Source organism: Streptomyces sp. NPDC058051 (assembly GCF_042885475.1).
Classification (GTDB): Bacteria; Actinomycetota; Actinomycetes; order Streptomycetales; family Streptomycetaceae; genus Streptomyces.
Genome location: NZ_JBHVRW010000006.1, coordinates 136,325 through 148,793, shown reverse-complemented (window position 1 = coordinate 148,793; position 12,469 = coordinate 136,325). Strand labels below are relative to the sequence as shown.

Below are 12,469 nucleotides of genomic sequence, written 5' to 3'. Positions count from 1 at the left end.
GGGCTCATTCCTGGGGTGGTGCGGTGGGCCTCTTCAGCGCCGTGGGCGGGACCGGCGGCAGCTGGTCCCGGCGCAGGTGCCAGAGGCGGGGGTCGGAGGTGGCGGCGGCGACGGACCCGAGGGCCAGGGCCAGCGCCACGTCCGCGGGGGTCTCCACGAACCCCGCGGCGATCGACGGGGACATCGCGCGCTGCGCCTGCGCGCTCATCCGGGCGACGATCGGGGCGGGCATGATCTCGACCAGGTCCGGCGCCCCGCGCGCGATCGCGTCCGTGGAGCGGCGCAGGTTGGACCGGTCGGTGACGAACACCTTCATCATCGTCAGCAGACCCAACGGGCGCCCCTTCTCTATGAGGGAGAGGCGCGTGCTGACCACGCCGTGGGCGCCCATGTTCTTGATGAACTCCAGCGCGCCCCGGTCCTGGGCCAGACCGGGGCTGCTGTCCACGTTCACGAACACCGTCTTTCCCGCCCGGCTCAGCGCGGGCACGACCTGGGGCAGTTGTCCCACGGCGAGCGACGCGACGATGCACACCCTGGCCGGTGCGGTCAGGAACTGCCGCAGCGGCTGGGTGCCGACGACCGACGCGACGACCGGGATCTCGGCGAGCGCGGAGGCGAGCCGGGGGTCGAGTGCGGCGCCGGACCGGGACGGGGAAGGGCTCATGGCAAGGGCCTGCCTGGAGAAGGAGGGTCCGTGGTGGCTGAGGTCACTTCAGCGGAGACGTACCGAATCGGCTGGGAAGGCCCAGTTTGCCAGGGTTGAGAATGCCGGCCGGGTCCAGGGCCTTCTTCACCGCGACGAACGTCGCGAAGCCCGCCCCGAGGGATTCCTCCAGGTAGGGGCCGCGCAGCAGACCGCAGCCGTGGTGGTGGCTGAGCGCCGCCGCGTGCTCGATGAGCACGGCGTTGGCCGCGTCCCACACCGAGCGGTACCAGTCGCGGCGCGACTCGGGCGCCACGTCGCCGCGCAGCGAGAAGTAGACACAGGCACCGTCGGTGTACGCGTGGGACTGGTGCGCCGAGGCGGCCAGGGTGCCGTCCACCGACTGGATCGCGGCCACCACCTCGTCGTAGATCACCGGCAGGTCGGTCCAGGACGCGGCCATCTCCAGGGTGTCGGCGACGAAACCCGGACCCGGCTCGAAGCCGTCGGCGGACTTGCCGACCAGCATCCGCTCGTCCAGCCAGCGCTCGAACACCGCCTGGCTGTCCAGCTCGGGGCCGTACTCCTGGCAGACCTCCTTCGCCACCGTGATCGAGGCGTCGACGACGGCCGGGTCGCCCTCGTCGGCGACGAGCAGGAGGTTGGTCTCCGGGTGGCCGAAGTGGGTGCCCGACTCCAGTGCGTCGTACAGCCGCAGGACGGCCGGCGTGGCACCGCGCTGCATGATCCTGCGGCAGGCGTCCAGGCCCTCGGCGAAGGACGCGAAGCCGTACGCGACGGCCCTCGCGTACTCCGGCAGCGGGTGGACCCGCAGCCGCGCCGACACGATGACGCCGAGGGTGCCCTCGGAGCCGATGAACAGCTGACGCAGGTCCGGGCCGATCGCGGCGCGGGCGTAGTCGCCGTACGTGGCGCGGGTGCCGTCCGCGTGCACGACGTCGACGCCGACGACCATGTCCTCGATCTTGCCGTAGCGGGTGGAGAGCTGACCGGCACCGCGGCAGGCGATCCAGCCGCCGACGGTGGAGACGGCGAACGCGGACGGCCAGTGGCCGGTGGTGACGCCGTACTCCTCCTGGAGCTGCTTCTCGAACAGGTCGCCGAACATGCCGGCCTGGACGTCCACGACGTTCGACTCGGCGTCGAAGCCGGTGATCCTGTTCAGCCCGCACACGTCCAGGACGACGCCGCCGAACACGGGGAGCGCCGCGCCCGTGACGTTGGAGCGGCCCGCGGACGGGGTGACCGGGACGCCGGCCTCGTGGCAGATCCGCAGCACGGCCGCGACCTGGTCGGCGTCGGCGGCCTCGACCACCACGGCGTTCGGCGTCGCGGGACGGCCCTCGGTCTCGCCGATCATCGAACCGGCCCACCAGTCACGGGTCCGGGTGACGACCTCGTCGCGGGAGGTGTGGACCGCGTGCGCGGCCCCGCGCAGCGCCTCGATCACGGCCTCGGGGACCTCGACCGGATCCACCTGGAGCGCGGCCTCGCCGTCCCCGATCGGAGTGTTCTGCGCCCACTTGGCGAAGCTGGGGGCGCCGACGGTGTAGTTGCCCCGGTTGAACGGGTGGGTGATGGTCTGACGGCTGATCATGCTGCTGCCCCTTCGAGGAGGACGGACTTTTCGTGACGGACGGCTGCGAGGTAGTCGGAGACCGAGCGGTCGACCTCCGCCTGGGTGAGGTCGAGCTCCTGGCCGAGGATCGCGCCGACGGCCTCGGCGGCGTCGGCGGAGGCGTCCCGGGCGAACAGGCGGGCGCGCGTCCGGCGGGCGAGCACGTCGTCGACAGAGCGGGCCAGTTCGGCGCGGGCCGCGTACACGACCTCCGCCTTGGTGTACGGGAGTCCCGCGACGATGGGCTCGGCCAGCGTCGGGTCGTCCTGGATCAGGTCGCCGACGAAGCGGGCCTCGGTGCCGAAGCGCTCGCCCAGGTGCGCGGCGATGCCTCCGGACGCGGCGACGGCCTCGGCGTCGTAACCGGCGCCGCCGAGCAGGGGAAGGTCGGTGGTGCGGCTCTTTCCCCTGCGGCCGAGGACCGTCATCACCTTGTCGATGACGAGTTCGCCCATGTGCCGGCTGGTGGTGAGCTTGCCGCCGGTCACCGTCACCATGCCGGTGCGGCCGACGGCGATGTGGTGGTCGCGGCGCATGTCGAGCGTCGCGCCCTCCTTGCCGCCGACCAGCGGGCGCAGACCGCCGATGGAGCCGACCACGTCGTCCGGGGTGAGCCTCCCCTCGAAGGCGGTGTTGGCGCCCTCCAGCAGGAAGTCCATCTCCTCGCGGGTGCAGTGCACGTCGTCGGGGGAGCCCTGGTAGTCCTCGTCCGTGGTGCCCAGCACGACGCTGTTTCCCCAGCGGGTGCAGGTCGCGCGGCGGGCCCGTCCGGGGATCGGCACGGTGACCGTGCAGTTGATCCGGACCTTGTCCCACGGCACCACGATGTGGACGCCCTTGGCAGGCCGTACCTGCGGCTTGTGACCGTCGTCGGCCTTCGCGTCGAGCTCGTCGGTCCACACCCCGGTCGCGTTGACGACGGCCCGCGCGCGGATGTCGAGGGTGTCGCCGTCCGCCGAGACCCGGGCGCCGGCGACCTTGCCCATCTGCATCAGCAGACCCTCGGCCCTGGCACCGTTGAGGACCGTCGCACCGAGCGCGGCGGCGGTGCGGACGATGGTCAGCACGAGCCGGGCGTCATCGGTACGGGCGTCGAAGTACATCAGCCCGCCCTTGAGGTTCTCCGCGCGCAGCGTCGGCGCCTGCGCGAGCACCTCGGGGACGGTGAGCCGCTGATGGAGCTTGCCGATCCGCCAGCCGCCGACCAGGTCGTACGTCCACAGCAGACCCTCGAAGCCCTTGGCGAGGCGGGCGTCGAAGATGCCCTCCTTCTCCAGGATCGGGAAGAGGAACGGCAGGCGGTGCACCAGGTGCGGGGCGTTCTTGCGGAAGCGGTGGCGCTCCAGGAGCGAGTGGCGTACCAGGTTGACGTTGCCCTGCTCGATGTAGCGCAGGCCGCCGTGCACCATCTTCGAGGACTTCGACGACGTACCGGAGGCGAAGTCGTCCTTCTCGATCAGCGCCGCGCGCAGCCCGCGCGAGGCCGCGTCGAGCACGGCGTACGCCCCGGTGATGCCGCCTCCGATGACGAGCACGTCGTACGTGTCGTCGGCCAGTCGGCGCTTGAGGGCTGCCCGGTCGAGCAGCAGGGGCGTTCGGCGGGTCGCCGCGGCGCTGCGCCGCGGTTTCCGGGCGGGCATGGTGATCACAACATCAACTCCTGGTGTTTCGATGCGGCGGCCGCGTGGTCGGGTACGGGCCGCCGGTGCGACGGTGAGGTGCCGTCAGTGGGGGGTGCGAGGTCCGTTCGGGGGGTTCTTCAGGGGGAGCAGCGCGGGGTCGTCCAGATGGGCGATCAGTACGTCGCGCCAGGCGGACCGCTGCTGCGCGCGGTCGGCCGCCGTGATCGCGGGCTCGAAGGTCCGGCCGTGCGGCTGTGCTTCGACGACCTCTTCGAGCGAGGACCACAGGCCCTGGGCGACACCGGCCAGATAGGCGGTGCCGCGCAGGCTGGCGGTCGCGGAGTCGGAGACCCGCTCCAACGGCAGACCGGTCAGGTCGGCCTGGATCTGCATGAGCGGGTCGCTGCCGGAGACCCCGCCACCGACCCGGAGCCGGGTGAACGGGGTACCCATGGTGTCGGCGACGCCGTCGATCAGGTCGCACACCGAGTGCGCGATCCCGTCGAGCACGGCGCGCGCGAGATCGGCGCGGGTGGTGGCGAGGGTGAGCCCGGTGAGGGACGCGGTGGCCTCCGGGTGCCAGACCGGCGTACGGACCCCGGCGAGTGCCGGGACGAAACGCGGGGTGCGGCCCGGCCGGGTGGGAACCCGGCCCGCCTCCTCGCCGAGCTCCTTCGGCGATGCGAAAAGACCCAGGTCGTCGCAGAGCCAGCGCAGCGCCGAACCCGCCGTGGAGGTGTAGGCCTCCAGGCTGTAGTGGCTGATGTCGCCCTGCCGCCGGCCGGGCTGGGCGAGCACCCCGGAGATGTCCGGCCGGGGCAGGGCGGGCGTGGTGCCGGTCGCCGCGTCGACGAAGGCGCCGGTCCCGTACACGCACATGCCCTGCCCGGCGGAGAGGCCGCCGAGCGCGACGAGCGCGGCGTGCTGGTCGCCCATGGAGGCGGCCAGCGGGACGGCGATCCCGAGGGCCGCCGGATCGGTCGTCCCGAATCCGGCGTCGTCGGAGCGGAGTTCCGGCAGCAGGTCGAGGGGGAAGCCGAGGTGGCTGATCCACTCCTCGTCCCAGGCGTGGCGCTCCAGCAGGTAGCCACCGCTGGAAGCGGCGTTGGTCGGGGTGGTGGCGTGCACGGCGCCGCCGGTGAGACGCCAGATCAGCCAGGTGTCGACGGTGCCGAAGAGCAGCCGGCCCGCACGGTGGGCGGCGGCCACCTCCGGGTGCGCGGCGATCTGCCGGGCCGCCCAGAGGAACGGGGCACGGGCGCCGACCGGCCGGCCCTGGCGGGCCAGCAGCGCGGCGTCCCACTCCGCCTCGTACGCGGTGAGCTCGTGCGCGTACCGCCGGTCCTGCCACACCACGGCGGGCAGCAGCGGCCGCCCGGTGATCCGGTCCCACAGCATCGCGGTGGCCCGCTGGGTGGAGAGCGCCACCGCGGTGATCTCGATGCCTTCCTCGCGGGCCCGGCCGACGGCCCGGCGCGCCACCTCGACGGTGGCGGTCCAGATCTCCATCGGGTCCTGCTCGACCGACAGGTCGTCCGGGTGGCCGACCTTGATCGACCGGTAGAACACCTCGTGGGCGGCGCCCGAGTCGAGGACGACTCCGGCCCGGGTGCCCGTGGTGCCCTCGTCGATGGACAGCACACCGCGCCGGGGGGCGCCGGAAAACGTCTGCGTCATTGCAGCCCTTTCATCGCGAGCATCGCGCTGTGCGGAGGGATAGGGATACGGAGGGGAGGGGACCATCGTGTGATGCGGCAGGTCCGGCGGCCGGTCAGCGCGCGGTCGCGGACTCGGCGGATTCCGTCGATCCGGCCAGGACGCCGCCCGTGGCACGGTCCTGTCCGGCGGCCTCGTCGGGCGAGGCGGCCTTCGTCGGATCCCACTTGATCGCCAGGCAGGTGATCAGGCCGAGCAGCGGTACGACGGAGAGCACCAGGAACGTGTCGGCGAGCCCGAGCGAGTCCTTGATCTGCGGGAAGACGTACAGGCCGACGACACTGCCGAAGCTGCCGACCATCCCGGTGACACCGGTGCCGAGCGCGCGGACATCACTGCTGTACGACAGCGCGGCGATGGACTTGCCGTTGGCACCCGGGCCCGCGGAGTGGCAGAGGATGAACAGGACCGGCAGCAGGAACGCCACGGCCGTGGGGACCTTCTCGAAGGTCAGCCCCATCGCGAGGAGGGCGACGAAGACCCCGGCGAAACCGGCGGCGGAGCTGAGCCGCAGCCCGAGCCGGCGGCCGAAGTACGCGGAAAGGAGGCCGCCCGCGATACCGAAGGCGTTGAAGACCATCGAGCCGATGGTGGCCTTCTCGAAGCTCTCGCCGAAGATCGTCAGACTGATCAGCGGGAGGTACCAGCCGACCGCGAAGTACTGCATCGACTGTCCGAGCGAGATCACCGAGGAGAGGACCGTGCGCGGCAGGTACTCGCCCTTGAAGAGCAGTCCGGCCTGGCGGAATCCGACAGCCGGGGCCTCGGCGGCGGCGCGGGTCGCCTCGTCGGGCTTCCCGGCGACGGCCTTGATCTTGTAGATCCTGTCCAGGTTGACGACCGCCTCGTCCAGCCGGCCCTTGCTCGCCAGCCAGGTGGGGCTCTCCCGCAGCATCAGCCACTGACCCAGCAGCAGGGCGACGGCGACGACCGCGGCCGAACCGACCGACCAGCGCCAGATGTCCGCACCGACGTCCAGGTTGAAGAAGAGCAGTGCGAGCGCGAGGTTGCTGGTGGTGGCGACGTACCAGACCGCCTGCCACAGGTTCAGCCGGCCGCCCAGCTTCGCGGGCGTGTACTCGGCGAGCAGTGCCATGGCGACGGCGAAGTCGATGCCGTACGCCACACCCACCAGGACCCGGCCGAACCAGACGACCGTGAAGTCACCGGCGAAGGCGGCGAGCAGGGCGCCCGCGATGGCGAACACCTTGGCGAGCAGCAGCGGAGGGACACGGCCGATCCGGGTGGCGAGCCAGCCGCCGACCGGGTTGAAGACGATCGCCAGGGCCGGAGCGGTGGCCGTGAGGATCGAGACCTGGGTACTGGTCAGCTCCATCTGGGACGTCATCGGCCCCAGACCGGCGCTCAGCGCGGCGTTCGAATAGGCATCGAGGAACAGCCCACCGAACACCAGGAACCAGATGACCTGCGCCCGGCCGGTGATCTTTCCCAGCCCATCGATGAGCGCAACGACGTCGGCGACGCCTTTGACGCTCGGACGTTGTGCCATGAATCCGCCTTCGAGGAAGACCCGTCGGCGGCACGGGGAGCACAAAAAAACAGGCATGACGAAACCACCGACAGGTGGTCTATGTCTGTGCCTGTCAAAACACTGCGGAAAGCGCCGCAGCACGTGAACTGCAAAAAGTGCGAACTACGCAGTGAGGTTAAGAACGAGTCAGGAGAATCGTCAAGGGTTTCCGGCAGGTTACCTAAATGTGACGCGGAACCCCACGGTACGGGAGGCAGGGTGCCGCGGCAGCCTGTGACAGCCGCCGCCGCATCCTCCCGGCACCGGACCGTTCGTCCTGGTGCCGTGCCGTGCCGTGCCGTGCCGTGCCGTGCCGTGCCGTGCCGTGCCGTGCCGGGGTCAGCTTCCCGACTGGAGCGCCGCCCACGTGTTGGGCCCCGCGATGCCGTCGGCCGTCAGGCCCCGGCCCGTCTGGTAGCTGCGCACCGCTGTCGCCGTCGCCGGGCCGAAGCTTCCGTCGATGCCGACCGTCGAGCCGAGAGCCGCGGTCAGTGAGCGCTGGAGCCGCTTCACCGCGTCGCCCGAGTCGCCCTGGGCGAGGGGCGTCGTCGTGCCGGCGGACAGCAGCGCGGTCCAGGTCCTGCTTCCCACGACGCCGTCGGCCGTCAGGCCGTGGGTCGTCTGGTAGGCGCTCACCGCGCTCTGCGTGGCCGGGCCGAAGCTGCCGTCCACGGCCACCGCGTAGCCCTGCTCGCTCAGCAGCTGCTGCACCGCCTTGACCTGGGCGCCCGTCGAGCCGTTGCGCTGGGTCGCGTACGCGGTGAAGCTCAGGGCGTCGCCGGTGGTGCCGCCGCCGCTGTCCCCGCCGACCAGCTCCATGTAGCGGTTCCAGTCCCAGTAAGGGCCGGGGTCCGTGTGGTCGTTGCCCGGCGCCTCGCTGTGCCCGATGATGTGCGCCCGGTCCTTCGGGATGCCGTACCGGTCGCACAGGTACGCCGTCAAGGCCGCCGAGGAGCGGTACATCGTGTCCGTGAACCAGGACGGGTCGTCGATGAATCCCTCGTGCTCGATGCCGAGGCTGGAGGAGTTCTGGCTCCGCGCGTGGTAGGCGGTGTCGCTGTCGCGCACCATCTGGGTGATCTGGCCGTCGGAGGAACGCACCACGTAGTGGGAGCTCACCTCCGCCGTCGGGTTCTGGAACCAGCTGATCGAGCCCGCGTACGAGCCCTGCGTGACGTGGATGATCACCTTGTCGATCGCGGCCGACCGGCCCGCGGCGAAGTTGTGCGAGTCGGCCGGAACCCAGAGGGCCGACGGGTAGTCGGCGCTCTGGGCGCTTACGCCGGCGGTGGCCGAATCGCCCTTCTGCGGCGAGACCGGACGGGCCGTCACCGTGATCTTCTCGCCGCCGGGGACGGCGGTGTAGAGACCGTTGGCCAGGAACGTGTACACGGTGTCGGCGTAGAGAGCCGCGGCGCTGCCCGTGGTGCCGCTGTACCGGGCGACCACCGGGTACCAGGCGTTGACGTCGTCGCGCTCCCGGTCGTCGAGACCGAGCTTGTCCGCGTAGGCGCGCAGCACTGCCGCGCCGCCCAGGATGTTGGCCGTGGTGTCGGTGCGGAGGTCGGCGAGGGGTTCGCCGGTGAGGGCGGAGGCCCGTTCCAGCATCGGGTTCGAGGGCCGGCTCACCAGGTGCATCACGCCGTAGCCGTTCGCCTGGCTGGGACGCCCGGAGTGGCCGTCGAGACGCGTCTCGCCGTACCCGACGGCGGCGAGCAGATCACGCGGTACGTCGAACTGCGCGGCCGCCCGCGCGAACGCCCGGTTCATGGAGTGGTCGGTGTCCGGAGCGGCGAAGGCCGGGCTGCCGGTCGCGGCCAGGGCCGTGACGGTGAGGGCTGCGAGGACGGATGCACCGGCCTTGGTGTGGACGGCGGCTCGTCTGGGCATACCTGCTCCTGCTCTGTGGGGGGAGGAGAACGGCCCCCGGGCCCGAGTGGGGTGGGCCGAGGGGCCGAAGCCCGCTCAGAGTATCGATCTGGTCGGGGCATGACAACAATCTTCTGGCGTGTTGAACTTCCGTTCACCCCAATGGGGTTGAGGAACGGAGCGGAACTCCGCCGGGGCGGTGACGAAGCGGTCGGCACGTTCACTCATCGGGCGGTCCCCGCCCCGGGGGTTGGGCGGGGACGGCCCCCCGGGGCGGGTGCTCGCCGTCCTACCAGCGGTCGCGGTGGATGACGTCCGCCACCGGCCGTCGCCTGACCGGGCCGAAATTGCCCTGCGGCCACCCGACCGGAATCGCGGCGAAGGTCTGCATGTCCTCGGGGATGCCGAGGGCCGCCTTCCATTCCTGCTCCAGCATCAGGTGCCAGATGGTGATGTTCGCCGCCAGTCCCAGTGCCCGCGCGGCCAGCAGGAGGTTCTGCACGCCCGGGTAGACGCAGGAGCCCTCGGCGAGCGCCTGGAACCGCGTCTGAGTGTTCATCATGTGCGCGGTCCCGGCCGGGCCGAGCGCCTGCGCGGAGGCATGGAGGCCCTCCTCGTCCAGTCGCGGCTCCGGGAACCGGTAGCAGGGGATGACCAGCGCGGGCGTATCGGCGAAGTGGTCACGCTGGTACTCGATCGCGGCGACCATCCGGCCGTAGGCCGCGTCGTCCATGCCCTTCGGCGCGTACTTCCCGGTCGTCGCCAGATAGGCGTCCACGCACCGCTTCCACAGCGGAGCGAGACGCGCCATCACCTCGCGGTCGGTCACCACCACGTACTCGTAACACTGCATGTTGCCGCCGCTGGGGCCCCAGACGGCGGCCTGGACGAGTTGCTCCAGCGTCTCGTCCGGCACCGGCTCCGGCTTGAGACGGCGCATGGCGCGCATGGTGGACATCGTCGGGAAGAGCGCGGGTGCGTCGGTACCGGTCGCAGGCGTCGGTATATCCGTTGTCATGATCGCGGAGCCTACCTGCCGTCTTCAACGGTTCGTGAGCGTCCACAAAGTCCAGCAGGTCGCCAGGTCGCCAGGTCGCCACCGGCCCCGTAGACAGAGAAGGCGCAGTCCGGGCTCCGGGACACGACGACATGTCCCGGAGGCCCGGATCGCTCCGGTCGTCTGCAGAAGGGACAACGTGATGGATGCTGATATCCGGACCAGGGCCGCACTCGCGGAACACTGGCGGGCATCGGAGCGTGGAGATACCGAGGCCGAGCACGCCATCTACGCTGCGGACGCGATCCTCGACTACCCCCAGTCAGGTGAACGATTCCGGGGCCGCGCGACGATTTCGGCGCAACGGGGCGGTCACCCCGCCAACCGGCACTTCACCGTCCACCGGATCGTCGGCAGCGGCGATCTGTGGGTGAGCGAGTGTGTCATCACGTACGACGGCGTGCCCAGCTACTCCGTGAGCATCATGGAATTCGCCCACGGGCACGTGGTGCACGAGACGCAGTACTTCGCGGACGCCTTCGGTGCGCCTGAATGGCGGACAGCACTCGCGGAGCCGATGCCGGGCAGGAATATCGCCGGAACCTGACCCAGCGCCGAAGGCCGCGCCGCAACCGCACCCACTCGGGTCATGGCTCGTCCGGGTCGATACCGACGGTGCCTGCAGAGTGAAGCGAATCCGCCGGGCTCCCCCGCTGAAGGACAAGGGCACCACCGGCACCACTGGCGACACCCGAACCACAGGCACCACCGAAGCGGCAGGCGGCACCCTGAGACACCGGGTAATTCGCACACCTGGCCGGACCGCCTCCGCACGGGGGAACGCGGACCGGTGTCCTCTTCACGAAGGCGTATAAAGGGTTCCTCCGGATCAGCCGGCGTCCCCCGAACGGCACTCACACCTCACGCGGCAGGGCGTCGCCGCGTACGAGAGCGCAGGAGTGCCGTATGAGCACGGCGGAAAAGATCACCACCCTGCTGGTGGCGAACTTCGGAACCGACCCCCTCGCCGTCCGGCCAGAGGTGTCGCTCCGTCAACTCAGTCTGGATTCACTGGCCCTGGAAGAACTTCGGCTCCTCATCGAGGACCGCATGGGCATCGATCTGGACGATGTCCAGCTGACGTCCCGGAACACCGTCGAGGAACTCGTGTCCGCGGTGCACGGCAAGGCGGCGGCATGACGGCCCGTCCGTGGCGCCCCGCGCCGTTCGCCGCCGCCGTCACCGGGATCGGGATGGTCACCGCCGCGGGTGCGGGCGCGGACGCCACCTGGCGCGCGGTCTGCGAGGCGGACACCCCGCCCTCTGTCCTGCGACGGCCCGAACTCCACGACCTGCCCTGCGACTTCATGTACACCATCACCGGTCTGGACACGAGAGCCCTGCTCGGGGTGGCCGTTGCCCGGCTGATGGACCGCTTCTCGCAACTGGCTGTCCTCGCGGCCCGCGAGGCCGTCGCCGACGCCGGCCTCGACCCCTCGGTCTGGGACAGCGCCCGGGTGGCCGTCGTCATCGGCTCCGCGCACGGCGGACTGCCCTTCCATGACGAGCAGCACGCCGTCCTCGCCGAACGCGGCGCACGCCGCGTCTCCCCGAAGCTCGCCCCCCTCACCGTCGTCAACGGAGCGGCCAGCAGCGTCGCCACGGACCTCGGCGCCCGAGGTCCGAGCCAGGCCGTCTCCACCGCGTGCTCGTCCGGCACCGTCGCCCTCGGCACCGCACACCAGATGCTCCGCACCGGAGCCTGCGACATCGCCATCGCGGGCGGCGCCGAATCGGTCTGCTCCCGGCTCCTGATCGCGAGCGCCTGCCAGCTGAAGGCCGTCTCCACCCGGCGCGACGACCCCGAGACGGCCTGCCGGCCGTTCGACACCCACCGGGACGGCTTCGTCGTCGGCGAGGGAGCCGGACTCCTCGTACTGGAACGTCCGGAACACGCCCGGGCCCGGGGCGCCACCGTCCGCGCGCACATCGCCGGATACGGGGCCTCCAGCGACGCCTACTCCGCCGTCGCCCCGGACCCCGAGGGCCTCGGCATCGAGCGGGCGCTGCGCACCGCGCTCGCGGACGCCGGGGTCGGCGCCTCGGACATCGGGCATGTCAACGCCCACGGCACCTCAACCGTTTCCAACGACCTCATCGAGGCGACGATGCTGCGCCGGGTTCTCGGCGAGCACCCCCTGGTCACCTCGACGAAGGCGATGACCGGGCACACCCTCGGCGCCGCCGGCGGCATCGAGACCGCGCTGACCGTGCTCGCGCTCCAGCAGCGGCTGGTCCCGCCCACCGTGAATCTCGACGTGCCCGACCCCGGGATTCCCCTCGACGTGGTGCGCAAGGAGGCCAGGCCGGGAGCGTTCGACGCGGCCGTCAAGACCTCGCTCGGATTCGGCGGCCACAACGCCGCACTCGTCCTGACCAGGGCCTGACC

10 protein-coding genes are annotated in these 12,469 nt (G+C 71.2%); 3 read left to right on the top strand and 7 right to left on the bottom strand.

Annotated features, from left to right (window positions below):
- Positions 1 to 4: 4 nt before the first annotated feature.
- The 7 genes from ACFVUT_RS12565 to ACFVUT_RS12535 all read right to left on the bottom strand — a co-directional run bounded on the left by ACFVUT_RS12565 (position 5) and on the right by ACFVUT_RS12535 (position 10,041).
- Complete coding sequence (locus ACFVUT_RS12565) at positions 5 to 667, bottom strand: glycerol-3-phosphate responsive antiterminator (RefSeq protein WP_389651989.1); 663 nt, start codon at positions 665 to 667, stop codon at positions 5 to 7.
- 43 nt (positions 668 to 710) lie between these two features.
- Complete coding sequence (locus ACFVUT_RS12560; protein ID WP_389651992.1) at positions 711 to 2,264, bottom strand: FAD-binding oxidoreductase; 1,554 nt, start codon at positions 2,262 to 2,264, stop codon at positions 711 to 713.
- Positions 2,261 to 3,934, bottom strand: a complete 1,674-nt coding sequence (locus ACFVUT_RS12555; protein ID WP_389651994.1) for an FAD-dependent oxidoreductase — start codon at positions 3,932 to 3,934, stop codon at positions 2,261 to 2,263. The genes ACFVUT_RS12560 and ACFVUT_RS12555 overlap by 4 nt, the downstream gene beginning before the upstream one ends.
- 75 nt (positions 3,935 to 4,009) lie before the next feature.
- The gene (locus ACFVUT_RS12550) at positions 4,010 to 5,584 is read right to left on the bottom strand and encodes an FGGY family carbohydrate kinase (protein ID WP_389651998.1); all 1,575 of its coding nucleotides are present in this window, start codon (positions 5,582 to 5,584) and stop codon (positions 4,010 to 4,012) included.
- A 94-nt stretch (positions 5,585 to 5,678) separates the two neighbouring features.
- Positions 5,679 to 7,133 (bottom strand): MFS transporter, encoded by a 1,455-nt coding sequence (locus ACFVUT_RS12545; RefSeq protein ID WP_389652001.1) that lies wholly within the window; start codon positions 7,131 to 7,133, stop codon positions 5,679 to 5,681.
- 360 nt (positions 7,134 to 7,493) lie between these two features.
- The gene (locus tag ACFVUT_RS12540) at positions 7,494 to 9,044 is read right to left on the bottom strand and encodes a peptidoglycan-binding protein (protein ID WP_389652004.1); all 1,551 of its coding nucleotides are present in this window, start codon (positions 9,042 to 9,044) and stop codon (positions 7,494 to 7,496) included.
- A gap of 268 nt (positions 9,045 to 9,312) precedes the next feature.
- Positions 9,313 to 10,041, bottom strand: coding sequence for a nitroreductase family protein (locus ACFVUT_RS12535; protein ID WP_389652007.1), 729 nt, complete (start codon positions 10,039 to 10,041; stop codon positions 9,313 to 9,315).
- Positions 10,042 to 10,222: 181 nt separating this feature from the next.
- Here ACFVUT_RS12535 and ACFVUT_RS12530 point away from each other — a divergent pair, with 181 nt between their 5' ends.
- The 3 genes from ACFVUT_RS12530 (at position 10,223) to ACFVUT_RS12520 (ending at position 12,467) form a co-directional block, all read left to right on the top strand.
- Positions 10,223 to 10,627 (top strand): nuclear transport factor 2 family protein, encoded by a 405-nt coding sequence (locus tag ACFVUT_RS12530; RefSeq protein WP_389652009.1) that lies wholly within the window; start codon positions 10,223 to 10,225, stop codon positions 10,625 to 10,627.
- Positions 10,628 to 10,986: 359 nt separating this feature from the next.
- Positions 10,987 to 11,220, top strand: a complete 234-nt coding sequence (locus ACFVUT_RS12525; protein WP_389652012.1) for an acyl carrier protein — start codon at positions 10,987 to 10,989, stop codon at positions 11,218 to 11,220.
- Positions 11,217 to 12,467, top strand: a complete 1,251-nt coding sequence (locus tag ACFVUT_RS12520; RefSeq protein ID WP_389652014.1) for a beta-ketoacyl-[acyl-carrier-protein] synthase family protein — start codon at positions 11,217 to 11,219, stop codon at positions 12,465 to 12,467. The genes ACFVUT_RS12525 and ACFVUT_RS12520 overlap by 4 nt, the downstream gene beginning before the upstream one ends.
- The last annotated feature ends 2 nt before the right edge of the window (positions 12,468 to 12,469 follow it).

What these genes read in the sequence shown, in the direction of transcription:
- ACFVUT_RS12565 (WP_389651989.1), bottom strand. Translation starts at nt 667, where the DNA reads ATGAGCCCTTCCCCGTCCCGGTCCGGCGCCGCACTCGACCCCCGGCTC.
- ACFVUT_RS12560 (WP_389651992.1), bottom strand. Translation starts at nt 2,264, where the DNA reads ATGATCAGCCGTCAGACCATCACCCACCCGTTCAACCGGGGCAACTAC.
- ACFVUT_RS12550 (WP_389651998.1), bottom strand. Translation starts at nt 5,584, where the DNA reads ATGACGCAGACGTTTTCCGGCGCCCCCCGGCGCGGTGTGCTGTCCATC.
- ACFVUT_RS12545 (WP_389652001.1), bottom strand. Translation starts at nt 7,133, where the DNA reads ATGGCACAACGTCCGAGCGTCAAAGGCGTCGCCGACGTCGTTGCGCTC.
- ACFVUT_RS12540 (WP_389652004.1), bottom strand. Translation starts at nt 9,044, where the DNA reads ATGCCCAGACGAGCCGCCGTCCACACCAAGGCCGGTGCATCCGTCCTC.
- ACFVUT_RS12535 (WP_389652007.1), bottom strand. Translation starts at nt 10,041, where the DNA reads ATGACAACGGATATACCGACGCCTGCGACCGGTACCGACGCACCCGCG.
- ACFVUT_RS12530 (WP_389652009.1), top strand. Translation starts at nt 10,223, where the DNA reads ATGGATGCTGATATCCGGACCAGGGCCGCACTCGCGGAACACTGGCGG.
- ACFVUT_RS12525 (WP_389652012.1), top strand. Translation starts at nt 10,987, where the DNA reads ATGAGCACGGCGGAAAAGATCACCACCCTGCTGGTGGCGAACTTCGGA.
- ACFVUT_RS12520 (WP_389652014.1), top strand. Translation starts at nt 11,217, where the DNA reads ATGACGGCCCGTCCGTGGCGCCCCGCGCCGTTCGCCGCCGCCGTCACC.